At 58.0% G+C, this 23,019-nt stretch carries 19 protein-coding genes; 11 read left to right on the top strand and 8 right to left on the bottom strand.

All coding sequences use genetic code 11. The annotated features are described in order from the left end of the window. Positions 1–45: 45 nt before the first annotated feature. Positions 46–627, top strand: a complete 582-nt coding sequence (locus ABIE59_RS06675; protein WP_354445428.1) for a YceI family protein — start codon at positions 46–48, stop codon at positions 625–627. Positions 628–661: 34 nt separating this feature from the next. Here ABIE59_RS06675 and ABIE59_RS06670 read toward each other — a convergent pair whose 3' ends face one another. Continuing rightward, entirely contained in the window at positions 662–2,299 is a 1,638-nt protein-coding gene (locus tag ABIE59_RS06670; RefSeq protein ID WP_354445426.1) for a methyl-accepting chemotaxis protein, read from the bottom strand. 113 nt (positions 2,300–2,412) lie between these two features. Then, positions 2,413–2,649 carry a hypothetical protein gene (locus tag ABIE59_RS06665; protein WP_354445424.1) on the bottom strand — a complete coding sequence of 79 codons (237 nt, stop codon included), beginning with the start codon at positions 2,647–2,649 and terminating at the stop codon, positions 2,413–2,415. 220 nt (positions 2,650–2,869) lie between these two features. Here ABIE59_RS06665 and parC point away from each other — a divergent pair, with 220 nt between their 5' ends. Beyond that, on the top strand, positions 2,870–5,176 hold the full coding sequence (gene parC / locus ABIE59_RS06660) for a DNA topoisomerase IV subunit A (RefSeq protein WP_354445422.1): 2,307 nt from the start codon (positions 2,870–2,872) through the stop codon (positions 5,174–5,176). Further along, positions 5,169–6,401 (top strand): phosphoserine phosphatase SerB, encoded by a 1,233-nt coding sequence (serB, locus tag ABIE59_RS06655; RefSeq protein ID WP_354445420.1) that lies wholly within the window; start codon positions 5,169–5,171, stop codon positions 6,399–6,401. Before parC ends, serB begins: the two co-directional genes overlap by 8 nt. A gap of 63 nt (positions 6,402–6,464) precedes the next feature. Here serB and ABIE59_RS06650 read toward each other — a convergent pair whose 3' ends face one another. The 3 genes from ABIE59_RS06650 to epmB all read right to left on the bottom strand — a co-directional run bounded on the left by ABIE59_RS06650 (position 6,465) and on the right by epmB (position 11,752). After that, positions 6,465–8,549: an EAL domain-containing response regulator gene (locus tag ABIE59_RS06650; protein ID WP_354445418.1), complete on the bottom strand. Its 2,085-nt coding sequence runs from the start codon at positions 8,547–8,549 to the stop codon at positions 6,465–6,467. 109 nt (positions 8,550–8,658) lie between these two features. Continuing rightward, on the bottom strand, positions 8,659–10,470 hold the full coding sequence (locus ABIE59_RS06645) for a cyclic-di-GMP receptor FimW-related protein (RefSeq protein ID WP_354445416.1): 1,812 nt from the start codon (positions 10,468–10,470) through the stop codon (positions 8,659–8,661). A 178-nt stretch (positions 10,471–10,648) separates the two neighbouring features. Next, positions 10,649–11,752 carry an EF-P beta-lysylation protein EpmB gene (epmB, locus tag ABIE59_RS06640; RefSeq protein ID WP_354445414.1) on the bottom strand — a complete coding sequence of 368 codons (1,104 nt, stop codon included), beginning with the start codon at positions 11,750–11,752 and terminating at the stop codon, positions 10,649–10,651. A gap of 45 nt (positions 11,753–11,797) precedes the next feature. Here epmB and efp point away from each other — a divergent pair, with 45 nt between their 5' ends. Then, a complete protein-coding gene (gene efp / locus ABIE59_RS06635; protein WP_354445412.1) occupies positions 11,798–12,373 on the top strand; it encodes an elongation factor P in 576 nt (191 codons plus the stop codon). 7 nt (positions 12,374–12,380) lie between these two features. Then, positions 12,381–13,352, top strand: coding sequence for an EF-P lysine aminoacylase EpmA (epmA, locus tag ABIE59_RS06630; protein WP_354445410.1), 972 nt, complete (start codon positions 12,381–12,383; stop codon positions 13,350–13,352). An 8-nt stretch (positions 13,353–13,360) separates the two neighbouring features. Here epmA and asd read toward each other — a convergent pair whose 3' ends face one another. After that, positions 13,361–14,227 (bottom strand): archaetidylserine decarboxylase, encoded by an 867-nt coding sequence (asd, locus tag ABIE59_RS06625; protein WP_354445408.1) that lies wholly within the window; start codon positions 14,225–14,227, stop codon positions 13,361–13,363. 187 nt (positions 14,228–14,414) lie between these two features. Between asd and motA the strand changes: the two genes are divergently transcribed. Both motA and motB read left to right on the top strand, forming a co-directional pair. After that, a complete protein-coding gene (motA, locus tag ABIE59_RS06620) occupies positions 14,415–15,266 on the top strand; it encodes a flagellar motor stator protein MotA (RefSeq protein ID WP_061331586.1) in 852 nt (283 codons plus the stop codon). Positions 15,267–15,298: 32 nt separating this feature from the next. Then, entirely contained in the window at positions 15,299–16,258 is a 960-nt protein-coding gene (gene motB / locus ABIE59_RS06615; RefSeq protein ID WP_354445406.1) for a flagellar motor protein MotB, read from the top strand. A 31-nt stretch (positions 16,259–16,289) separates the two neighbouring features. On the opposite strand, the gene rsgA is transcribed toward motB, so the two are convergent. Next, on the bottom strand, positions 16,290–17,345 hold the full coding sequence (gene rsgA, locus ABIE59_RS06610) for a small ribosomal subunit biogenesis GTPase RsgA (protein ID WP_354445404.1): 1,056 nt from the start codon (positions 17,343–17,345) through the stop codon (positions 16,290–16,292). Between the two features lie 526 nt (positions 17,346–17,871). On the opposite strand from rsgA, the gene orn reads away from it, so the two are divergent. Then, a complete protein-coding gene (orn, locus tag ABIE59_RS06605) occupies positions 17,872–18,414 on the top strand; it encodes an oligoribonuclease (protein ID WP_354445402.1) in 543 nt (180 codons plus the stop codon). Here the strand turns inward: orn and queG are convergent. Continuing rightward, a complete protein-coding gene (queG, locus tag ABIE59_RS06600) occupies positions 18,404–19,450 on the bottom strand; it encodes a tRNA epoxyqueuosine(34) reductase QueG (protein WP_354445699.1) in 1,047 nt (348 codons plus the stop codon). The genes orn and queG overlap by 11 nt on opposite strands. A 179-nt stretch (positions 19,451–19,629) precedes the next feature. On the opposite strand from queG, the gene ABIE59_RS06595 reads away from it, so the two are divergent. Genes ABIE59_RS06595 through ABIE59_RS06585 form a run of 3 tightly spaced genes read left to right on the top strand, consistent with a single transcriptional unit; the run spans position 19,630 to position 23,014 of the window. Continuing rightward, entirely contained in the window at positions 19,630–21,192 is a 1,563-nt protein-coding gene (locus ABIE59_RS06595) for an NAD(P)H-hydrate dehydratase (protein ID WP_354445400.1), read from the top strand. Further along, complete coding sequence (gene tsaE, locus ABIE59_RS06590; RefSeq protein ID WP_354445398.1) at positions 21,189–21,686, top strand: tRNA (adenosine(37)-N6)-threonylcarbamoyltransferase complex ATPase subunit type 1 TsaE; 498 nt, start codon at positions 21,189–21,191, stop codon at positions 21,684–21,686. The genes ABIE59_RS06595 and tsaE overlap by 4 nt, the downstream gene beginning before the upstream one ends. Next, positions 21,683–23,014, top strand: a complete 1,332-nt coding sequence (locus ABIE59_RS06585; RefSeq protein WP_354445396.1) for an N-acetylmuramoyl-L-alanine amidase — start codon at positions 21,683–21,685, stop codon at positions 23,012–23,014. The genes tsaE and ABIE59_RS06585 overlap by 4 nt, the downstream gene beginning before the upstream one ends. The last annotated feature ends 5 nt before the right edge of the window (positions 23,015–23,019 follow it).

The raw sequence follows: 23,019 nt of genomic DNA, 5'->3' as shown, positions 1-23,019 counted from the left end.
TCAGAAGACTCAAACGAAAACCATAACTCACACAGGGAGAACACCATGAAAAAACTCTTGCTCGCATCGGCCGTTTCCGTGGCACTGATTGGCACTGCCAACGCCAGCGAACACAGTGGCACTTATGCCTTCGATAAAGAGGGTGCCCACCAGTTTATCACCTTCAAAATTTCCCATCTGGGCTACAGCTGGCTGTATGGCCGGTTCAACGACTTCGACGGCGAATTTGTCTACGACGCCGAGAACCCGGAGAACAGCACGGTTAACGTTACCATCGACACCGCCAGTGTGGACTCCAACCACGCCGAGCGCGACAAGCACCTGCGCAGCGAGGACTTCCTGCATGTGGGCGAGTTTCCGCAGGCCACCTTCAAAAGCAAGCGGGTGGTTGTGGATGACGACGGCGAGGCTGATATCATCGGCGACTTCACCCTGCGCGGCGTGACCCGTGAGATCACTCTGGAAGCCGAAATGCTTGGCCACGGCGAAGACCCCTGGGGCGACTACCGTATGGGCTTTGAGGCCGAGACCGAATTCCGTTTAAAGGATTTCGGTATTCCGATGGATCTGGGTAAAGCCTCAGAAACCGTTGAAATCAAGATCTCCATCGAAGGCATTCGTCAGTAATCCTGACCGAACACTCTGTGATCAGGTTCCGGGGTTAAACCCGGAACCTGCCTGCCTGTTGCTCCAGCTCTGAAGCATAGCCCTCAAGTGACTTGCTGATCCCATCGATGGCACGGGAGCGTTCAGCACTGGCCGCGGCCAGGTCGTTAATGTCGGTAATGCTGCGATTGATCTCGTCCACAACCTGAGTTTGTTCCTCGGTAGCCGATGCCACACTGGTATTTACATCGGTGATATTGGCGATGGCCTCCAGAATGGCTTGCAGTTCCTGCTCGGCTTCGGTGGCGAGTTTCTCGGTCTCAGCCGCTTCTTTGCTGCCGGTTTCCATCACACTGACCACATCCGAGACCCCACTTTGCAGCGATGTGATCATGGTCTGAATGTCCTCGGTGGACTGTTGGGTTCGTTGGGCAAGGGTTCGGACCTCATCCGCCACAACCGCAAAACCGCGGCCTTGCTCGCCAGCCCTTGCGGCTTCGATGGCAGCGTTCAGCGCCAGCAGGTTGGTTTGCTCCGCGATGCCCCGAATCACATCCAGAACCGAGGTGATGTTGTCAGAATCATCAGACAACTTGCGGATCACGCCAACTGCCTTGGAGATTTGTGCGGCCAGCCTGTGCACCTGTTTTGACGAATTTCGGATGATCTCAGCGCTGTTCTGTCCCTTGGCATCAGCTTCCCGGGTGATCTCGGCTGCCCTTGAGGCATTCCCGGCAACTTCTTCGATTGCGCTTTGCATCTCATTGATGGCGGTTGCCACCATGGAAATGGAGTCGGTCTGGCTGGCAACACCCTCATTGTTATCCCGCGCTGCAGAGGCCAGCTCAGTGGCGCCCTGGCCCAGGTCCCGGCTCAGGGTCTGTATTGAACCGATCATGCCCTGAAGGTTCTCCAGTACCTTGTTGAAGCTTTTGGCCAGTTGTCCCAGATCGTCCTCCACGGCCACCGGTATTCGTTGGGTCAGATCGCCTTCACCCTGGGCAATGTTATCGAGCTGGCTGCGCAGGGCCTGAATGGATCGGATGATCAGTCTCAGGAAAATCAGGAACAGGGCAATGCTGATAATGATGGCCGTGACCGTGATGGCGGTAATGGTCACCGTGCTGGAATTGCCTTCGGCGCGGGCTTCGGCGTAGCGACTCTGGGCCTGTTCATCCGCGTGGCCCTCGGCTGTGTCGTAGAATGCCCGTAGCCGCTGGAACAGCCCGATGGTTTCGGTGGCTGCAAGATTTCTGGCTTGCGTTCCATCCCCCCGTTCCGCCAGCGCCAGAACCTGGCGCGCAGAGTGTTCCCATTGGTCAAAGGCCTGGTCAAAGCCTCCGGTCACTGAGCTGATCCCGGTGCCCCGGAGCCGCGCGACGCTGTCGGTAAAACGCCGGCGGGCCTGCTCGACGTTCTCCTCGAAATCTGCGATGGCGTCTGTGGTGTCCTCTCCGTTCAGGGTCTGGTCAACGACCATCATCTGAGCAACCAAAGCCTGATACAGGTCACGGTCGCCGTTGAGTATTTCGGCGACGGAGGGCAGGAAGGTGACGGCAATCTCTTCGGTATCTTCCACCAGGTTTTTGGCAGTCAGCATGCCGAATCCACCGGCGACAACCAATGCTAGAGCGGTGATGAAGAAGGGTAGGGCGATCTTGGTGCGCAATCCCAGATTGTTCAAAGCGTTCATTCAGCCTCCAGATTATTCTTGTTGCTCTTGAGGCTAAGCGTAGCAGGGGGCGGGGGGTTGTCACCTTGAACAAGGGGGTGAAATCTTGATTTAGCTCAGAATTTGATAGCTAATCAGGGCTGTTGGACGTTGCCAGACTGTTCACTGGTTCGGCACAGATGTCGTTGTCGCCAGAATTGGGCGATAAAGATAACGACACCGATGACGAGGCCGGCCCAAAGGTAGGGCTCCGGCATCTGGAATGATCCACTGATGGCGAATTCCACCAGCAGCATCAGGGCAACGGCCAGGGTGGCATTCACCAGGGCTGTCGCCAAGGCGTGCCCGCAGGCTTTGAGATTGGGTTTCATAGGTTTCCGCTTGTCAGAGGATAAAACGGCTTTCTATTCACTGGGGCGAGAATACGGTGCACCTTACAGACTCTCCATGCGGGAATTCCGCTATTGGAAATTGGTGTATCGTTGCTTGCGTCCATATAATGTGCGCCACATCGCCCGGTGTTTGTACCGGGTTACCAGGGCTGCGTCAAAGCCGCATTTCAAAACAGGCAGTTAAGGCAAAGAGGCATCTATGCCAGAGTTTCAGACAACGGATGAAGGTTTCGAAAGGGTATCGCTACGGGATTATACCGAGAAGGCCTACCTCGACTATTCCATGTACGTGATCCTGGACCGTGCATTGCCCAACGTAGGGGATGGGCTCAAGCCGGTGCAGCGCCGGATTGTTTACGCCATGTCGGAGCTGGGGCTGAAATCCACCTCCAAGTACAAGAAATCCGCTCGTACTGTTGGTGATGTGCTGGGTAAGTTCCACCCCCACGGTGACAGCGCCTGCTATGAAGCCATGGTGCTGATGGCGCAGCCGTTCTCTTACCGCTATCCGCTGGTGGATGGCCAAGGTAACTGGGGCTCGCCGGACGATCCCAAATCCTTCGCTGCCATGCGTTATACCGAGTCACGGTTGGCCGCTTTTGCTGACGTACTGCTGGGTGAGCTGGGGCAGGGTACCGTGGACTGGACGCCGAACTTTGACGGCACCATGGAAGAGCCTTCGGTGTTGCCTGCCCGGTTGCCTCACGTACTGCTGAACGGCACTACCGGCATTGCCGTGGGCATGGCCACGGATATTCCGCCGCACAACGTGCGAGAGGTCACCGCTGCCTGTATTCGCTTGCTGGACGATCCGGAAGCCACCGTTGACCAACTCTGCGAGCACATCAAGGGGCCGGATTTTCCTACCTATGCGGAGATCATTACCCCCCGCAAGGATTTGATGCAGATCTATGAAACCGGTCGCGGCTCTCTGCGCATGAGAGCGCGCTGGGTTCGTGAAAGTGGCGAGATCGTGATTACCGATCTGCCACATCAGGTATCCGGTAACCGGGTGCTGGAGCAGATTGCCCAGCAGATGCAGGGCAAGAAGCTGCCCATGGTGGCGGACCTGCGTGATGAATCCGACCATGAGAACCCCACTCGTCTGGTGATCGTGCCCCGGTCCAATCGGGTGGATCTGGATGGTTTGATGGCGCACCTGTTTGCCAGCACCGATCTGGAGAAAACCTACCGGGTCAATATCAATGTGATCGGTAACGATGGCCGCCCGGGTGTTAAAGGGCTTCACCAGATCCTGACCGAGTGGCTGGCGTTCCGAAAGACCACCGTTACCCGCCGCCTGCAACATCGCTTGGACAAGGTTCTGGCTCGGTTGCACCTTCTCGAAGGCTTGTTGATTGCCTATCTCAACATCGACGAGGTGATTGAGATCATTCGTACCGAAGACAAGCCCAAGACCGTACTGATGTCCCGGTTTGGCCTGTCAGCAGACCAGGCGGAAGCTATCCTTGAGCTGAAATTGCGCCACCTGGCAAAACTCGAGGAAATGAAAATCCGGGGTGAGCAGGACGAATTGGCCGCGGAAAGGGATGAGCTTCAGGCCATTCTGGGCTCGGAAGACCGCCTGCGTGAGCTGATCAAGGCCGAACTGCAGCAGGACGCAGAAACTTATGGTGACGACCGCCGTTCCCCGATTGTTGCCCGTGAAGAGGCCAGGGCCTTCAGTGAGATTGACCTGGTGTCCAATGACCCGGTTACCGTGGTGCTGTCGGAAAAAGGCTGGGTGCGGGCTGCCAAGGGTCACGATATTGATCCGTCCGGGCTCAGTTATAAATCTGGCGACCGCTTTGCGCTGGCAGCGCGGGGCAGAAACAACCAGCAGGCCGTTTTCCTCGACAGTACCGGACGGGCCTATGCCCTGATGGCTCACAGCCTGCCGTCTGCCCGAGGGCAGGGCGAGCCGCTTACGGGCCGGATCAATCCGCCGTCCGGCGCGACCTTCTCCGGCCTGCTTATGGGCAATCCGGAACGCAAGGCGCTGCTGGTCACAGACGGTGGTTATGGTTTCGTGACCTCGCTGAACGACATGGTCAGCAAGAACCGCGCGGGCAAGGCGGTGGTGTCTGTGCCCAAAGGGGCCCGAATCATGCCGCCGGTGCTGATTCCCGAGACGGCAACAACCCTTTACCTGGCGGCCATATCCAATGAGGGACGGATGCTGGTGTTCCCGCTCAGCGAATTGCCGGAGCTGGCCAAGGGCAAGGGCAACAAGATCATCAGCATTCCCTCGGCCCGCGTGCAGAATCGGGAAGAATACGTGGTGGCTGTTGCCGTCTTCGGTGAAGACGATCAGTTAGAGGTGAAGGCCGGCAAGCGCAAGCTGGGCCTGCGGTTTGCGGACCTTGAACATTATCTGGGTGAACGTGGCCGGCGCGGCCACAAGCTGCCCAGGGGGTTGCAGCGGGTAGACGGTATTGACGTGATTCCTTCTGCGGCCCGGGCCCAGGAAGAGGCCCAGCATGGGGAGGGCGCAGACAGTGAGTGAGCTGGTACTGGTAAACGTGTCCGGGCGAGATAAGCCCGGGCTGACCTCCGAGATCACCGGAATCATGGGGCAGTACGATGTGCGCATCCTCGATATCGGCCAGGCGGTGATTCACGACCACCTTACCTGGGGTATCCTGATCGAGATCCCCGATGAGTCCAAGTCGTCCCCGGTTATCCGGGACTTGCTGTTCCGCCTGCATGCCCTGGATCTTCAGGTGCGCTTTGCTCCGATTACGGTGGAGGAGTATCAGGCCTGGGCGGAAGGGCGCAACCGGGCCTGCTACATCGTTACCTTGCTGTCCCGTGACATCAAGGCGGAACAGATTGCCCGGGTCTCGGCCATTACCGCCCGGCACGGTCTGAACATCGACAACATTACCCGTCTTTCCGCGCGCCCGTCGCTTAACCAGGGCGAGAACCGCATTGCTTGTGTTGAGTTTTCGGTGCGGGGTACGCCGTCAGATCTTGAGCAACTGCGGGCGGACTTCCTGCATATTGCCGGTGAGATGAATGTGGATATCGCCTTCCAGGAAGATTCCATTTTCCGGCGAAACCGGCGACTGGTGGTGTTCGATATGGACTCCACGCTGATTGAGGCGGAAGTGATCGACGAGCTGGCCCATGAGGCCGGCGTAGGCGAGCAGGTTGCGGAGATAACCGAGCGGGCCATGCAGGGGGAGCTGGATTTCAGTCAGAGCTTTGCCGAGCGGCTAGCGCTGCTCAAAGGCCTGGATGAGTCGGTGCTGGAAGACATTGCTGGTCGGTTGCGCATGACCGAAGGCGCGGAGCACCTGATCCGCAGCTTGAAGGCTCTGGGCTACCGTACGGCCATTTTGTCTGGCGGCTTTACCTATTTTGCCCGGCACCTGCAGCAAAAGCTGGGCATTGACTACGTTTACGCCAATGAGCTGGATATTGTCGACGGCAAGGTGACCGGCCAGGTTAAGGGCCAGGTTGTGGATGGCAAGCGCAAGGCCGAATTGCTGCTGGAGATTGCTGAGAAGGAGCATATTTCAAGGGAGCAGGTGATCGCCGTCGGTGATGGTGCCAACGACCTGCCAATGCTAAGCCAGGCAGGCCTGGGCGTGGCCTTCCGCGCCAAGCCGCTGGTCAAGGAATCGGCGCGACACTCCATTTCTACCCTGGGCCTGGATGCCATTCTGTACCTGATTGGTTTCCGTGAGAGCGAAACCAACCAGACCTTGAGCAATAGCCGTCTGTGAATGCACAAAGGGCGAGGTTTTGAAGCCTCGCCCTTTGTGTTTCTTCCCGAAACGACCTTCCGGTCAGTTGTCCCCGAAGTCGTAGTTCATCTCCGGTACCGGTGCCTGCAGGTAATAGCCCTGGATATAATTCACGCCGGCCTGCCAGAGTGTTGCCAGTACACCGGCGTTCTCTACCAGCGGGATGATGGTGAGCTTGCCGGCGTTCTGCAGGCTCTTCACCATTTCTTTGACCTGCTCCTTGGCTTCGTCACTCTTCTGGATCTCTTCGGTGAACGAGCCGTCAATCTTCACGTAGTCGGCGTCAATGTGCTTGAGCGTGTTGAACGGATTCAAGGCACAGCCAAACTGGGCTATTGAGACCTTGCTGTGCAGTTCGTGCACGGCTTTTGTGAATTCCTTGGCCTGTTTCATATAGTTATTGGCGTCACCCTCGCGGATCTGGAAGATCAGCGAATCACCAGGCAGGCGAGCTGCCTTGAGGGCGACACTGAGCCAGGGCGTAAAAGTTTTGTCCTGCAGCGTCTCTGCTGTGATATTCAGGAACAGCCGGGTATCGTGGCCCCGAGAGCGGTGGCTGGACAACTGCTTGATGGTTTGCAGGATCACCCAGCGGTCAATTTTGATGGCGGTGTCGCTCGGGCCCATGGGGGGCAAGAAGTCGTAGGGTGAGACTTCTTCATTATCTTTGTCGAGCATGCGAACGAAGGCCTCATAATGCTCTTCGCCTTCGCCCCGCAGGTTGATGATGGGTTGGAACAGAAGGCGGAAGCGGTTGTCGTCCAGGGCCTTGAGAATGGCTTCAACTGAGTTGCTTTCATCCAGGCTTTCGTACTGGGCGGGGTTGTACACCACGATCCCGTTACCGCGTTCGTGGCCTTCGAGTTTCTTCACCTCGGCAGAGGCGATATGGGCACGGCCCATCAGTTCCTCGGCTTTGGGCGAGTTCTCTGTGATCGCAGCGACGCCAATGGATACCGTCAGTGGTACGGTCTTGCCGTTGATGTCGAACAGGTGATCTTCAACCGCTTTGCGAACCCGCTCGGCTACGGTTTCCATGTGTTTTTCGTCGCATGGCAGGCACATCAGACAGAAGGCGTCATCGCTCAGCCTGGCCAGCGTCATCTCGTCGCCTGCCTGTTCTTTCAGCAGTGTGGCGAGATCACCCAGCAGCAGGTCGGCACCGGCGATACCAACCTGGCCCTTCATGCTCATGAAGTTGTCCAGGGCGATGTAGGCCAACGCGCCGGTCTGGTTGTTCTTGCCCGCAGTGGCAATGGCCTGGGCCAGAGCGTCCATCAGGTATTGACGGTTATACAGGCCAGTCAGTAGATCCTGGCTGCTGATCTGTTTGAGTTTTTCTTCCAGCTCGGCATCGCTGTGTTCCGGCTGCAACACAATCTGGGTGCAGGCCTCGCCATCGTAGGTGGCTGCGGACACAGACATGGTGACATTCAGCTCTTGGTCATCACTGCGGCGCGCGGTGCAGTTCATGGTCATGCCATCTTTGCCGTCTTCGGCAAAAGCCTTCATGAAGTCTTTGTACTTGTCCTGGCTTTCCGAGGTGAGAGTGTCGAGCACCGGTATGCAGATCAGGTCGTCGATGTCGTCGTAACCCAGGAATTCCATATAGGATTGGTTGGCGTAGATGTGCATGCCATCGTTGATGTACGCGATCGCATCCTTGGAGCTTTCCAGAAGCAACTGGCAGCGCTGCTCTGCTTCCCGAAGATGGGATTCGAGGGTCCGACGCCGCCGGCGCTCTTCCAGGGCGGCCAGTTCGCGCTTCGCCACCAGTACGAGCAGATCCTTGTATTCAAAAGGAACAACGTCCTGGCCGCCTGCCCGGATAATGTTCACCGTTCTTTCCCGGCTGACCTCCTCGGTCAGGAGAATGAAGGGGATGTCCTTGTCCATGCGCTTGACCATGGCCAGGGCTTCATCGGGCCCGAACTCCTGTTCCAGATCCCGGGCCAGAAGCAGGTCCCAGTTGCTGGTTTTCAGGGCATCTTCAAGATCTTCTTCGGAGGTTATCCGGTGTGCCCGGGTGGCCTTGCCTGAGTTGCGGAGCAGGCTGACCATGGATTCAGCATCATTTTGGGATGGATCAAGAATCAGCAGGTGTACGGTCGCGTTTTTTTTCTGCATTCGTAAGACTTCTCATGGATACGGTCACTTACGCTGAATGATGCAGGGGTTGGCCGTCAATAACAACCCTGGTGGTAGCGGTGGTTCACAGTCTTTTCGACCTTTGGCACTACAGCGACGGCCACAGGGAATCAAATTCGTCTTCCGTGGCGCCCGGAGTTGATGGCGGGGCTCCATTCGGGCTGGCCAGAGCCGTCGGATTCTGAAGTTTCAGTTCGAACTGGCTGATGCTTCCGGTGGCAGAAACCTTTTTGAGCAGTTGCCCCTGATCTTCCCGGCCATCGTGCAGCAGCGAGATGCGACTGCCATTCTGGAACGGCAACCTCGGAGTGATCAGGGTGGCAGACTGGTTGACCACGCTGATCTCGGGCAGCAACAGGCCCCTTAGATACTCGCTGCTGTTACCCACTTTCTGGATCAGTCGAACCCCGCACGGCGCGGCGCTTGGGGCCAGTAGCTCAATACCGATCTGGGTGCCCTGGTTTCGAACCTGCCTTAACCAACGCACGACGGCGACGCTCCAGGGGTGGGATTTGTGTTCACGTACCCCAAGAATCTCGCCCGCCTGCAGGGAGGCCGGCACACTGGTTTCCCAGGCGACACAATAGCCGCCGGGGCTGGTGTTGATCAGCAATGCGTGATGGGAACGGGGGCGGTTCTTATCCTGGCCTGTGGGTATGGAGGCCCCGGTACCCGACTTGAAGTTAATGGGTGCGTCGGCTGCGTGCAGTCTATCCTCGCTCGGGCCGGCATCGTGGGCGCTGGCCCATGCGTCAGTGTTTCGGTTAGCGTTGCGAATAAACCGGTTTTCCTGCTCTGGGTCAGCGCTTTCATTGCCATTCAGGAACTCGGCAAAGGTCTTCTCACCAGCCACGAAATAGTGGGTGGCGGTCAGTCCAACGCAGACTTCCAGAGTGCCCTGGCTGGAAATGCGGTTGAAGTTCCGCTTCGCCAGAATGCCCAGCGCCTGGCTGAGGTGCGTAAGCAGGTTGTCGCTGACCTTGGGCGAGATCTGTAGCTTTGTGGAATCTTTTTCATGGCTGCGTCGTGCGTGCAGCACCTCGGCCAGTTGGGTAGACAGATCCTTGGTATCGAAACCGAAGCTTTCGTCCCCTGGCTTGGTTTCGAGCAGGCTTCGGTAGACCGGTGGATTGTCCAGCTCCATATTGATCACGAACAGGCTGTCGGTTCCGATGTCCGGGCCACATTGGCAGAAGTCAGTCCAGGATTCGAAAAGCTCGTAAACCTGGGTCAGTTCTGCCTGGCGTAGCTGGTTAGGGCGGGCGCAGCCCAGCAGGAGAATGCGTTTGTAGCTGTCGGCAACGGTACTGGCTCGGCGGTGGGTCAGCGTATCGTCGTCAATTTCCAGCGAGGCAAGTTTGTTCCTGTGCGCAAACCGGTACAGTCGGTGGCATTCCAGCCAACTTTGGGCCGGGCTTGGGCAATAAAGCTGATGCGACCGGACAATGGTGGCGCCCAGCTCTGAAATGGCACGGTGAATGGCTGAGGCTACGTGGCGTCGATTTTTTTCCAGGCCGCCGTTATCCAGATATTCCAGAACGCACAGTTTATAGCCGCTGGCCAGATGAAGCTGCAGGGCCTGGGCCAGGTTGGCGATCTTGCGCTGTTTCTCGGGCAGGGCGATGGCCAGCCCCAGGAAATGGCGCGACAGTTCGTTGCAGACAAAGTGAATTTTCTCGCGAACCAGTTCAAGGAACTGCATTCTTTGCTGGGGGGCCAGAAAAAGGTGGTTCAGCTCAATAATCGCATGATACAACTGGCGCGACGCCTCACCGATATTGGCCATCGGCAGTTGGTCAATCCACAGGCGAAAGGCCTTGGGTGTCGTATCGCAAAACGACAGGCTTGCGGTTTTCTGTTCAGGAACCTTCAGTTCAGGTTTCAGAATATTGCCTTCCATGATCTCACGCCAGTGTTTGAGTCGCTTTGAGTATGTATCGACCGAAAGTGTCGAAAATACATGCTTTTATTGTCTTTACCTATAGAACTTTAAGATAGCAAACCAATAACAAAAAGCGAGAAGATCATGAGTTGACAATCTTTGACAAGTGTAAGTGGGACCGCTTTTGCGACATGTCTCACGTTACGCTGATGTTGGCCTGATTATCGCCTGCAAAAATGGGTGTTTTGCTGGTTTCCCCTGGCAGTTCCCTGACCAGCCTCGGGACCAGAAAGCCCGGTAACATGGCCATAAGATCCCGGACCAGCGCTGACGCAGTCTGGTCACTGATATCAAAGTGGTGAGCGCCGGCAACGGGATCAAATGCGTGCAGGTAGTAGGGCATAACGCCCGCATCAAACAGATCTTCACTCAGCCGGCCCAGGATGTTGGCTGAGTCATTGACCCCTTTCAGAATCACGCTCTGATTGAGCAGGGTCACCCCCGCTTCGCGAAGGCGCCCAAAGGCTTTTCGTGTTTCTGAGTCAAGCTCTGCCGGGTGATTGACATGCACCACGAGAATCTTCTGAAGCGGCGAATTGCCAAGCCAGTCCAGCAAGGCATCGCAAACCCTTTGCGGAATGACCACTGGTAGCCGGGAGTGAATTCGCAGGCGTTTGATATGCGGTATGTCGGCCAGGGCTTCGGCCCATTGCGCCAATAGCCGATCATTCACTGCCAGTGGATCACCGCCGCTGAAGATCACTTCGTTAATTTCGGGGGCGGCATTCAGGGTCGCCAGAACCTGCTGGCGGTCGTCCGGACCGAGCCGCTGGGATTCATAGGGGAAGTGGCGGCGAAAGCAGTAGCGACAGTTGATTGCACACTGGCCCGTTACCATCAGCAGTGCCCGGCTCTGGTACTTGCGGATCAGCCCTGTGGTCTGGATGGCGTTGTTCTCTTGCAGCGGATCGCGCACATAACCTGCTTGTTGTCGCGATTCTTCCGCCAGCGGCAGTACCTGTCGCAACAGGGGGTCGTTGGGGTCACCCGGAGTCATTCGCCGCAGGAACGGCTCGGGCACCCGCACGGGAAACAGGTGGTGGCCCGCGCTGGCACCCTTGAGCCAAGGTTCTGCCGGCAGGTTCAGGCGCCCAAGCAGCTGCTCCGGGCAGGTAACGGATTCTGCCAGAATCTGTTGCCAGCCTTTAACACAATTATGGGGCTGTCGACGCTGTTCGGTAGCGATCAATGAAGGCTCTTCGTTACGGGCTTCTATACGGGCAGGGGTTCGCTGTATCATAGCGACCTTTGAAATTTTAACGACAGTCTGTCAGGTGGACATTTCATGGCTTCATATTCTACCAACGAATTTCGCAGCGGTCTCAAAGTTTTGCTGGATGGCGACCCCTGTATCATGCTGGAGAACGAGTTCGTCAAGCCCGGTAAGGGGCAGGCGTTCAACCGCGTCAGGCTGCGTAACCTGATGACCAACCGGGTCTGGGAGCGCACGTTCAAATCCGGCGAGAGCCTGGAAGCCGCGGACGTGATGGACCAGGACATGGAATACCTGTACACCGACGGCGAGTTCTGGCATTTCATGCTGACTGACGGTTCGTTCGAGCAGTACGCCGCCGATGCCAAGGCGGTAGGTGATACCGTCAAGTGGCTGAAAGAGCAAGACGTATACACCGTGACTCTGTACAACGGTGCGCCGCTGACCGTCACACCGCCGAACTTTGTCGAGCTGGAAGTGGTGGATACCGATCCGGGCATGAAGGGTGACACCGCCCAGGGTGGCTCCAAGCCGGCAACCCTGTCTACTGGCGCCGTGGTAAACGTACCCTTGTTCATCACCATTGGCGAAGTGCTGAAAGTGGATACCCGCTCGGGCGAGTACGTTAACCGCGTCAAGAGCAGCTGATCCGACAATGACCGATCAGCCTGTCTGGCAGCCTTCTGCCTCGCGGGAACACCTTGAAAGCCGTGCACAGCAGCTAGCCTGGGTGCGCGGCTTTTTTGCAGAGCGGGGTGTTTTGGAGGTGGAAACGCCGGTGCTCGGCCGGCATGGCGTCACCGATATCAACCTCGACGGTATCGCTGCGGCCCTCAACGCTGCGGGAGTTTCTGGCGGCTGGTTGCAGACCTCCCCTGAATATCACATGAAACGCCTGCTGGCGGCTGGCTCGGGATGTATCTATCAGATTGCCCGGGTGTTTCGTAATGGCGAGCGTGGTCGCCGCCATAACCCTGAATTTTCGTTGCTGGAATGGTACCGGGTGGGCCTGGATGACACGGCGCTGATGGCTGAGGTGGCAGACCTGGTGTGCGGCTGGCTGGGTTGTGAACGCCCGGATGTGCTCAGTTACCGTGAGGCCCTGCAAACGCTTGCCGGCATCGATCCGATGGCCATCACGGATCACGACCTGTACCAGTACTGTCAGCAATGGCTGGAGCCGGAGCAGTTGGCTGGCATGGGGCGTGATGATTGCCTGGACCTGGTGATGAGCTTCAAGGTTGAGCCGTTGTTGGGGCGGGGCCGGCCGGTGTTCATTACCCGGTACCCGGCTAGCCAGGCAGCATTGGCCAGGGTTGCCTCAGACGACGATGGCTACCCGGTAGCGCATCGATTCGAGCTCTACATCGACGGGCTTGAGTTGTGCAACGGTTACTGGGAGCTGACCGATCCGGTTGAGCAGCGAGCCCGGTTCGAACAGGACAACCGGCGAAGAAAAGCCGCGGGCAAGCCGGAAATGGCTGTTGATCAGAGTTTTCTGGCAGCCCTGGACGCCGGGCTACCCGAGTGTTCCGGTGTGGCCCTGGGGTTGGACCGCTTGCTGATGCTGAAAGCCGGGGCTGAGCGGATAGAAGACGTGCTGGCGTTTCCGGTGGACCGCGCCTGAGCCAGGTCTCAGGTGTTCTTGCTGCCTACCCTGCCAAACGCTTCGCCCATGCGCACGCTTTTGCCAGGAACCTGATTGGCATCCCAGGTTACCGCGCCCTTGGGCATTGCCAGGACAACCGTGGAGCCCAGGCGGAACCGGCCCATTTCCTCACCTTTCTCGAAACTGATCGCATCTTCGCCCTGATAAACCCAGCGGGTTATCTGTGCAGGTTCCGGCGCAATTACGCCGGCCCAGGTGGTTTCCATGCTGCCGACGATCATCGCGCCCACCAGAACCAGGGCCATGGGACCTGCCTCGGTATCGAAAATGCAGACAACACGTTCATTCCTGGCGAACAGATTGGGAACGTGCGCCGCGGTAACCGGGTTCACCGAGAAAAACTTGCCTGGAACATAGACCATCTCCCGCAGTGTACCGGCCATGGGCATATGAATGCGGTGGTAGTCTTTGGGCGACAGGTAAATGGTACTGAATTCCCCGTGCTGGAACGGCTCAGCCCGGCTGTCGTCACCGCCGAGGATTTCGGTCAGCCCGAAGGACTGGCCCTTGGCCTGGAAAACTCTGTCGTTACTGATCTGTCCGAGCTGACTGATGGTGCCATCGACTGGGCTGACGAATACATCGCTGCCTTCCGCCACAGTGCGCACGCCGGGTTTGAGGGCGCGGGTAAAAAACGCATTGAACGACGGGTAGGCGGTAGGGTCTGACTCTGCCGCTTCGCTCATGTTTACGCCGTAGCGGCCGATAAACCAGTTAACAACGCGGTTTTTCATGGCCGGGGCGCTCGTGCTGTCGGCCAGGCGACCTGCCAGGCGAGAGACAGCGCGTTGGGGCGTAACGTATTGGCTCAGTACGAACAGTTTGTCAAACATCAATAAGTCTCGGTAAGAACAGAGGCGGCAGTGTAACAAAAGCGGCCCCGTGTATAGAAATTGTTTCACGCCTTCGCTGTTCGTTCAGAGCCTTGCTATTATCAGGGCACAGCCCGCCCCGGTCGGGGTGGAGAACCCGTGACTGACCTCGGTCGTTAACGAGATAACAAAAGGCGTATATCTTTTCATGCTGCTGATTATTGGTGCGGTGATAGTTGTTGCGAGTGTGCTGGGCGGATACGTGCTGCACGGTGGTCATTTGATGGTGCTGTGGCAGCCGACCGAGATCTTGATCATCGGCGGCGCGGCGGTTGGGTCATTCATCATTGCCAACCCCATGCACACGGTGAAAGAGGTAGGGCAGGGTTTCATGCGGTTGCTGACCGGCTCGCCGTTCAACAAATCCTATTATATGGATTTGCTCAGCCTGCTATATGAAGTGTTCGACAAATCTCGCAAGCAGGGGGTCATGGCCATTGAAGAGGACATCGACAACCCGGAAAACAGCCAGATCTTCACCCGTTACCCGGCCATCATGAAATCCCGCGATCTTCTGGATTTCATCACCGATTATCTTCGCATCATCAGTTCCGGCAACATGGCGCCCCATGAGCTGGAAGGTATGATGGAAAACGAGATCGACAGCCGTCAGCATGAGCTGGAAGAGCCTGCCCACGCGGTTAACAAGATCGCAGACGCCTTGCCTGGTCTTGGTATCGTGGCGGCGGTACTCGGTATTGTTATCACCATGAACTTCCTCACTGAGGGGCCAGAGAAGATCGGCCTGAGTGTGGCTGCGGCTCTGGTCGGTACGTTTTTGGGGATCTGGATGGGTTATGGGTTTGTGGGACCCATGTCGATCTCCATGGAGCATTCCGCCAAGTACGAGCTCAAGGCCTATGAATGTGTGAAATCGGCCATCGTTGCCACGGTATCCGGCCAGGCGCCGCAGATGGCCATTGAATTTGGCCGCAAGTCGTTACCCACGGATAAACGGCCTGGTTTCCAGGAACTCAACGACCACGTTCGTTCGAAGTGACGAGCTGCGTCCCAATCGCCCGGAGTTGAGTTGTGGAAGAACAGCCGATCATCATCAAGCGCAAGAAAAAGGTGGTCGGGGGCCATCACGGTGGCTCCTGGAAGGTAGCCTTTGCAGACTTTGCCACCGCCATGATGGCGTTCTTTCTGGTTCTCTGGCTCACGGCCACGGCGTCTCCGGAACAGAAGCTGGCGGTTGAAGGTTATTTCAAAGACCCCGTCGGTTTCATGGAAGGCGGTGCTCGCAGCCCGGTGGACCTGGGTGGAAGTGCATCGGTGATCAACGAAGCCACCCAGGATATCGAATCAAGTCCTGTCCAGATTCAGGATGACGTGGTTGACCGGCTGGCTGACACGCTCGAACAGCGTCGTATGGAACAGTTGTTCCAGGAACTTCAGGAGCGGATCAAACAAAGCGAAACCTTGCAGGAATTCAAGGATCAATTGCTGATCGACATCACCGATGAAGGATTGAGAATCCAGATTGTTGATCGCTCTGGCCGCCCGATGTTCGACAGTGGTCGCGCAGAACTCAAATACTATTCTCAGGATATTTTGTTTGAGCTGGCACGGACTCTGGGTTCGGTCAACAACAAACTCAGCATCACCGGGCATACCGACGCCACGCCGTTCGTAGGCCGGCCCGGTTATACCAACTGGGAGCTGTCGTCAGATCGAGCCAATACCGCCCGGCGAGCCCTCGTTGCCGGGGGGGTGCGACTTGAACAGATAGCCCGTGTGGTGGGCCTGAGTGACTCCGTGTTATTCGACAAGGACAACCCCACAGCCCCGGTTAACCGTCGAATCTCGATCATCGTGCTGAACAAGAAAGCCGCTGACAGTATAGAAACTGGCGCTGGCAGATCAGATCAGCCGTTAATTGACCTCACCCGGCCGACGGAAGAGCAGCAACAGGAAGCCAGGGAGCAACTGGAGCGCGGAGACTGGTTTGAAGAAAGACCAGAGCCGGCCCCGGGAGAATTGAACTGGTAGTGCCGCTCGACATCCTCCCGTGTAGCGGGGGTCAGGAGATTCGCAGGCCCCGAGCCTGTTGTTCCGACATGTCTTGCAGAATACGGTGAAAACTCTTCAACCGCTCCCTGGACACCGTACCGGCCTCGGCTGCTGCATCAAGCGCGCAGCCAGGATCTCCCATGTGTCGGCAGTTGCGGAATTTGCAGAGCCCGATCAGTGGCCGGATTTCTCGGAAACCGTATTCCACCTCCTGCGGGGTCATGTGCCATAAGCCGAACTCCCGAATTCCCGGAGAATCGATCAAGTCACCGCCTCCTGGTAGGTGAAACAGCTTCGCTGTGGTGGTGGTGTGTACGCCTTTGCCGGTGCTTTCGGACACCGCGCCCACCCGAAGCAGTTCATCCGGCAACAGGGTCTGGATAATGGATGACTTGCCCACCCCTGACTGGCCCACGAAAACACTGGTTTTGTCCCGCACAAGGGCTTCCACCTCCGGCGCAGGCTCTCCGGTGCAGGCGGCGGCAGAGGTGCGCGCCACCTGGTAGCCAAGCGCTTCATAGCGACCCAGCAGGGCATCAATGTAGGCCCGGTTCTGATCGGTAATCAGATCGGTCTTGTTCAGCAGGATAACTGCCGGAATATCGGAGCTTTCTGAGGCCACCAGGTATCGGTCAATGAGGTTGTCGTGGGGCTCCGGTTCCGGTGCAATCACCAGGATAATGTGATCAATATTCGCCGCCACGGGCTTCAGGGCGCCGAAGTTATCCGGCCGCTGCAGCAGGTTGTCGCGGTCACAGCGGGCCACAATCACCCCGGTCTCACTCTTCCCTGGCCGCCACACCACCCGGTCACCGGTCACCAGGTTGTCGATATTGGCTCGAACAAAGCACCGGAAGACCCGGCCGGTGTCGTCACCTTCCAGCGCTTCGATATCCAGTTGCTGGCCATAGTGGGCAATTACCAGGCCTTCCTGTTCAGGCCCCAGTTCGCCGGCTTCGGCTTGCGCTTCCACGGCTTTTTCCTTGCGGTTCAGCCGTTCGGTGCGCTCCTTCTGGATTTTCTCGATGCGCCATTGCTGGCGTTTGTTCAGTTTTCTCTTGGCCATCGGCTCTCAAATGTTCCGGGAAAGTGGTGTGACACATGATACGTGAATCATGGACAATAGGCAGAGTTTTGGTGCCCGCGCTTGTTTTTGTTCAGCGTGGATTCTGGCCTTGGTGCAGGTGCGGGCATGGGGAGGCCTTTCCGGGAGACGCTACGAGCACATCCCTGTGCGCTTGACTGAAGCCATCCATGGCTTCATACACTCCCGGAAAGGCCTCCCCATGCCCGCACAGATACCACGGTGCAGGTTTCCACGGAATTGCGACACAGAGCAAAAGCGGCAGGTACCAGGTTTGAAAAGCGGGTGTGGGGTGGTGTTCCGAAAATCTGCGGAGCCATGGATGGCGGAGCCGAAGCGCCACATGGGTGAGGCCGAGCGCTTATGAAGCGAAGCTTCATGCGACAGCCGAACGACTGCAATCTATGATTGCAGGCTGGACCCCGGAGGGGGCCGAAGGAGCGTTTTTCGGAACACCACCCCACACCCGCGACAACACCCAACCAAAACCGCATAGGTGTCAAGACGAATGCCCAACCACAACCGTTTAGTGTGGATAGACCTGGAAATGACCGGCCTGGATCCGGAGAAAGAGCGGATCATCGAGATGGCCACGATTATTACCGATTCAGAATTGAACCTGGTGGCCGAAGGCCCGGTGATTGCCATTCACCAGCCAGACAGCCTGCTGGATGCGATGGACGAATGGTGCACCAACACCCATGGCGCCAGCGGCCTGACTCAGCGGGTGAAAGACAGCAAAACCTCCGAGGCCGAAGCCGAACAGGAAACCCTGGCCTTCCTCAAACAGTACCTGTCCGCCGGCGAATCACCGCTGTGTGGCAACAGCATCGGCCAGGACCGCCGCTTTCTGGTGAAGTACATGCCCGAGCTGGAAGCCTTCTTCCATTATCGTAACCTGGATGTCTCCACCATCAAGGAGCTCGCCCGCCGCTGGCGCCCGGACGTACTCGATACCGTGAAAAAGAAGGGCAGCCACCTGGCTCTGGACGATATACGCGATTCCATTGACGAGCTTCGCCACTACCGGGAACACTTCTTCAAGCTGTAATGCCGTGCTGCCGCAGCGCCCAGGCCACATGTTCCCGCACCAGCGCGGAAGGGTGGTCCGCCCGCTGTTTCAGGGCCTCGATCACCGGAATGGTGCTCGGGGCATTGCCCAGCCCCACCGCCAGGTTGCGTAGCCAGTTCTCGTAGCCGGTTCGGCGGATGGCCGAGCCTTCGGTGCGCTTCAGGAACTCGTCTTCTGTCCACAGAAAAAGCTCGGCCAGGCTACTATTGTCGAGGCCGTGCCGGGGCTGAAAATCGTTTTCCCGGGTCGGTTTGTTGAATTTGTTCCAGGGGCAGACCAGCTGGCAGTCGTCGCAGCCGAATACCCGATTGCCCATCTTTGACCGCAGCTCTTCCGGGATGGGCCCCTTGAGCTCAATAGTGAGGTAGCTGATGCAGCGGCGGGCATCCAGTAAGTGAGCGCCAACGAAGGCGTCGGTAGGGCATACCTCCAGGCAGGCGGAGCAGGAGCCACAATGCTGGCTGTCAAAGGCCTCGTCCACCGGTAACGGAGCGCTGGTAAAGATCTCACCCAGAAAGAAGAATGAGCCAGCCTTGGGGTGAATCAGCATATTATTCTTGCCAATCCAGCCCAGCCCCGCCCTCTGGGCCAGCCCGCGTTCCAGAACCGGTGCGCTGTCTACGAAGGCTCGGTAGTCGTAGCCGCTGACCGCGGAATCAATCTTTGCGGCGAGGGTGGCCAGCCGTTTGCGCATCAGTTTGTGATAGTCCCGGCCCAGGGCATAGCGCGTAACATAGGCGGTTTCGCGGTTGGTCAGTACCCGTTTCGGGTTGTCCGGGGTGGGCAGGTAATCCATGCGCACAGAGATAACACGGGTGGTTCCGGGCACCAGGGCGTCGGGGGTGTAGCGTTTGTCGCCGTGGTCTGCCATATACGCCATGTCGCCGTGGTAGCCGGCTTTCAGCCACTTTTGCAGGCGCTCGGCGTGGGGGCCGGTATCGGCGCAGGTAATGCCGGCATCGGCAAAGCCGAGCTCGCTGGCCCAGGCCCGGATCTTGTCAGGCAGGGCTTGCATTGCATCCTGTTCTGGCCGCTCGAAGCGGGTCTTTGGCGTTGACGTCATGGGCGAAGTCGGCTGTGTAACCTGCGAAGATTTAATTTGATTAAGTTATGACCTTTTTCCCTGTTTTGCTATTCTTTACAGGTATCTGGCCAGTTTTCTTAAACCGGTTTCTTTAGCGGGAGCTTCGGCGAATGCCAATGCGCAATGCGAACAGTCTACCAGAAGCGCTTTACTCCGCCGACTCGGTGCGAGCGATAGACCGGTATCTGATTGATCAGCAAGGCGTTGATGGTTTCGAGTTGATGCAGGCCGCCGCCCGGGCGGCGTTTCGCCAGCTGTTGCGCCACTGGTCTGCCCCTGAGTCCGTCCTGGTGCTTTGCGGTGCCGGTAACAATGGGGGTGATGGCTATCTGGTGGCGGCGAATGCACAAAGGCATGGTATTCCTGTTCGTTGCATTGCCATAGCACCGACGGGCAAGTTGACCGGGGATGCGCTTAACGCGCTGAATCGGGCCCGGGCGGAAGGTGTTCCTGTTGACGATGTTGGCGAACTGGGCGAAGGCGGATTGGAGAGCCACCTGGGGTCTGCAACCCTGGTGGTGGATGCGATGTTGGGTACAGGGGTGACTGGCGAGCCCCGGGAGCCGTTTTCCGGTGTGATTCGGCAGGTTAATGGATCCGGCTTGCCAGTGTTGGCATTGGATCTGCCGTCTGGGCTGGATGCCACAACCGGTTCCGCGGCCGGTGAGGTGATTCGCGCCAGTGTAACGGTGACCTTTATTGGCGCCAAGGCGGGCTTGTATACCGGTGTTGGGGCCGGGGTTTGCGGCAAGGTGGTGTTTGAGGCTCTTGATACTGGCCACGATATCTCTGGCAGTGGTCGGCAACCCCTTGCCCGGTTGCAGGCCTGGGCCCAGTGCAAAGCTCAGTTGCCTGCCCGGCGGCTTGATGCCCACAAGGGGCATTTTGGTCACGTGTTGGTGGTTGCTGGTGATCGGGGCTTTGGCGGCGCTGGTATCATGGCTGCCGAGGCGGCGTCCCGGGCCGGGGCCGGGCTGGTTTCTTTGGCTACGCGTCCGGAACACGTAACGGCTGCGCTTACCCGTTGCCCATCATTGATGGTACACGGTTTGATTCATGGCTCCGAGCTACCACCACTGCTGGCCAAGGCCGATGTGGTGGTGTGTGGGCCTGGCATGGGTAAGTCGGCCTGGGGGCAGCAGATGCTGCAACAGGTGGAGCAAAGTGGGCTGCCTAGGGTGCTGGATGCTGATGCGCTCAACCTGATGGCCGGGCGGGTACCTGTGGTGTCTGATAGCCATGTATTGACGCCTCATCCTGGTGAGGCCGCCCGGTTGCTGGGGTGCGATGTTGCTGACATTGAGGCGGACAGGGTCTCTGCGGCCCGCCGGCTGCAAACCACGCTGGGCGGGGTGGTGTTACTCAAAGGGGCGGGTACCGTGATCGCCAGTGACTCGGCACTTCCGGTGATTGTTCCCGGTGGTAATCCGGGCCTGGCTACCGGGGGCATGGGCGATGTTTTATCCGGCATCGCCGGCGCGTTGCTGGCACAGCTGAAAGAGCCACGAAAGGCCACAGTAATGGCCGCAGCCCTGCATCTGGCTGCGGCCGACCTTGCGGTGCAGTCCTTTGGCTATATGGGGCTGACGCCCACAGATGTGATCAGCACCCTGCCAAAGGTATTGCGTGATGCAGAACAAGTGAACAGTGGTGACGACCGGGAGACTTTATGAGTATTTTCGGCAATGAACGCCGGTTGTTTCTGGAAGGTGAAGCGGAAACAGAACGCCTGGGCGGTGAGCTTGCCGGGCTGGTGAAGGCTTCCGGTCAGGGGATTGTGGTGTTCCTGGATGGCGATCTGGGCATGGGGAAAACCACCCTGAGCCGTGGGGTAATGAGAGGGCTCGGGCATGTGGGTGCCGTTAAAAGCCCCACCTATACCCTGGTGGAACCCTATGAAGATCTGAACCCGCCGGTTTACCATTTCGACCTTTACCGGCTGGGTGATCCCGAAGAGCTTGAGTACATGGGAATCCGTGATTACTTTTCGGGCGGTAGTTTCTGTCTGATTGAATGGCCGGAGCGGGGCGAGGGTGTTCTGCCGGAGCCTGATCTTGAAATCCACCTGGAACGGCAGGGAGAGGGTCGCTCGGTAGTGCTGCGCGCCCGATCGGAGTTTGGTGCCTCCCTGCTGAATCAAATTGAGCTGATAGGGCCTGATTCATGAGAATGCTTCTGTGTTTGATGGTGGCTCTGGTCGCGGGTGTGGCCCAGGCGTCTACCCAGGTTGAGGGGGTGCGGCTCTGGCCCGCCCCCGACCACACACGACTGGTTCTTGATACCGCGGGCAGCGTGGATCACAACGTTTTTGCACTGTCCGGGCCTTCGCGGCTGGTCATTGACTTGAAAAATACCTCCCTGAAAGCGGATTTCAGCAAGGTGGACCTGAGTGGCAGCCCGATTGAGCGCATCCGCAGCGCGCCGCGCAATGGCAGCGACCTCAGGGTGGTGCTGGACCTGAAAAGCGACATCAAGCCCCGCAGTTTTGTGTTGGAGCCCAATCAGCAATACGGGCATCGGCTGGTGGTCGACCTGATTGACGAGAAAGGCAGTCGCCTTGAACGGGTGGCCAGCCCTACGGTGACTCAGGATTCCGCTGGCAAGCGGGATATTATCATCGTGATCGATCCCGGCCACGGCGGTGAAGACCCAGGTGCCATTGGCCCGAGAGGCACGCGGGAAAAGGATGTGGTACTCAGGATGTCCAAAACCCTGGCGGACCTGATCAACAAACAGCCGGGCTTTACCGCCAAACTTACCCGCACCGGAGATTATTACATTGGCTTGCGTAACCGCACCTTGCTAGCGCGAAAGTACAATGCAGATCTGTTTGTGTCAGTGCATGCGGATGCCTTCCGAACACCGCAACCCAGTGGCGCGTCGGTCTTTGCGTTGTCCCAGAGGGGGGCAACCAGTGAAACCGCGCGCTGGCTGGCCCAGAGCGAGAACCGCTCTGACCTGATCGGGGGCGCTGGTGGCGTATCATTGGACGGCCGGGACGACATGTTGGCGGGGGTTCTGCTGGACCTGTCCATGACCGCCAGTATCAACGCCAGCCTGGGGGTGGGCAGTTCCGTCCTGGGCAAGCTCGGCAGCGTGGCGAAGCTGCACAAGCCGGGTGTTGAACAGGCTGCTTTTGCGGTTCTGAAGTCTCCGGATATTCCTTCAATACTGGTTGAAGCCGGGTTTATCTCAAACCCGAAAGAGGAGAAGAACCTGGCCTCTGAGTGGTACCGGAACCGCCTGGCCAACGCCATCATGGACGGCATCCATGAGCATTTTCAGCGTACACCACCGCCGGGTACGCTCCTGGCCTGGCAGAAAGAAAACCAGAAAGGTGGCGGGCAGGTCAGCCGGTATCGTATCCAGCGGGGTGACACCCTGTCTGGCGTGGCCCGGCAGAACCAGACCACCGTCAGCGAGTTGATGCGCTTTAACGGGATGACCGACGATCGTGTTATGGTAGGGCAAACCATTCGCATCCCCTCATCCTGATCAAG

The organism is Marinobacter sp. MBR-99 (assembly GCF_040547575.1).
Taxonomy (GTDB): domain Bacteria; phylum Pseudomonadota; class Gammaproteobacteria; order Pseudomonadales; family Oleiphilaceae; genus Marinobacter.
Note: the sequence above shows the minus strand (reverse complement) of the source record. Positions and strands in the feature narration are given on the sequence as shown.

Excerpts from the sequence above, each read along its gene's own strand:
- ABIE59_RS06665 (WP_354445424.1), bottom strand. The coding sequence starts at position 2,649 with ATGAAACCCAATCTCAAAGCCTGCGGGCACGCCTTGGCGACAGCCCTG.
- parC (WP_354445422.1), top strand. The coding sequence starts at position 2,870 with ATGCCAGAGTTTCAGACAACGGATGAAGGTTTCGAAAGGGTATCGCTA.
- ABIE59_RS06645 (WP_354445416.1), bottom strand. The coding sequence starts at position 10,470 with ATGGAAGGCAATATTCTGAAACCTGAACTGAAGGTTCCTGAACAGAAA.
- rsgA (WP_354445404.1), bottom strand. The coding sequence starts at position 17,345 with ATGGCCAAGAGAAAACTGAACAAACGCCAGCAATGGCGCATCGAGAAA.
- epmB (WP_354445414.1), bottom strand. The coding sequence starts at position 11,752 with ATGATACAGCGAACCCCTGCCCGTATAGAAGCCCGTAACGAAGAGCCT.
- ABIE59_RS06595 (WP_354445400.1), top strand. The coding sequence starts at position 19,630 with ATGCCAATGCGCAATGCGAACAGTCTACCAGAAGCGCTTTACTCCGCC.
- asd (WP_354445408.1), bottom strand. The coding sequence starts at position 14,227 with ATGTTTGACAAACTGTTCGTACTGAGCCAATACGTTACGCCCCAACGC.
- motA (WP_061331586.1), top strand. The coding sequence starts at position 14,415 with ATGCTGCTGATTATTGGTGCGGTGATAGTTGTTGCGAGTGTGCTGGGC.
- tsaE (WP_354445398.1), top strand. The coding sequence starts at position 21,189 with ATGAGTATTTTCGGCAATGAACGCCGGTTGTTTCTGGAAGGTGAAGCG.
- orn (WP_354445402.1), top strand. The coding sequence starts at position 17,872 with ATGCCCAACCACAACCGTTTAGTGTGGATAGACCTGGAAATGACCGGC.
- ABIE59_RS06650 (WP_354445418.1), bottom strand. The coding sequence starts at position 8,549 with ATGCAGAAAAAAAACGCGACCGTACACCTGCTGATTCTTGATCCATCC.
- queG (WP_354445699.1), bottom strand. The coding sequence starts at position 19,450 with ATGCAAGCCCTGCCTGACAAGATCCGGGCCTGGGCCAGCGAGCTCGGC.
- ABIE59_RS06585 (WP_354445396.1), top strand. The coding sequence starts at position 21,683 with ATGAGAATGCTTCTGTGTTTGATGGTGGCTCTGGTCGCGGGTGTGGCC.
- epmA (WP_354445410.1), top strand. The coding sequence starts at position 12,381 with ATGACCGATCAGCCTGTCTGGCAGCCTTCTGCCTCGCGGGAACACCTT.
- efp (WP_354445412.1), top strand. The coding sequence starts at position 11,798 with ATGGCTTCATATTCTACCAACGAATTTCGCAGCGGTCTCAAAGTTTTG.
- ABIE59_RS06670 (WP_354445426.1), bottom strand. The coding sequence starts at position 2,299 with ATGAACGCTTTGAACAATCTGGGATTGCGCACCAAGATCGCCCTACCC.
- ABIE59_RS06675 (WP_354445428.1), top strand. The coding sequence starts at position 46 with ATGAAAAAACTCTTGCTCGCATCGGCCGTTTCCGTGGCACTGATTGGC.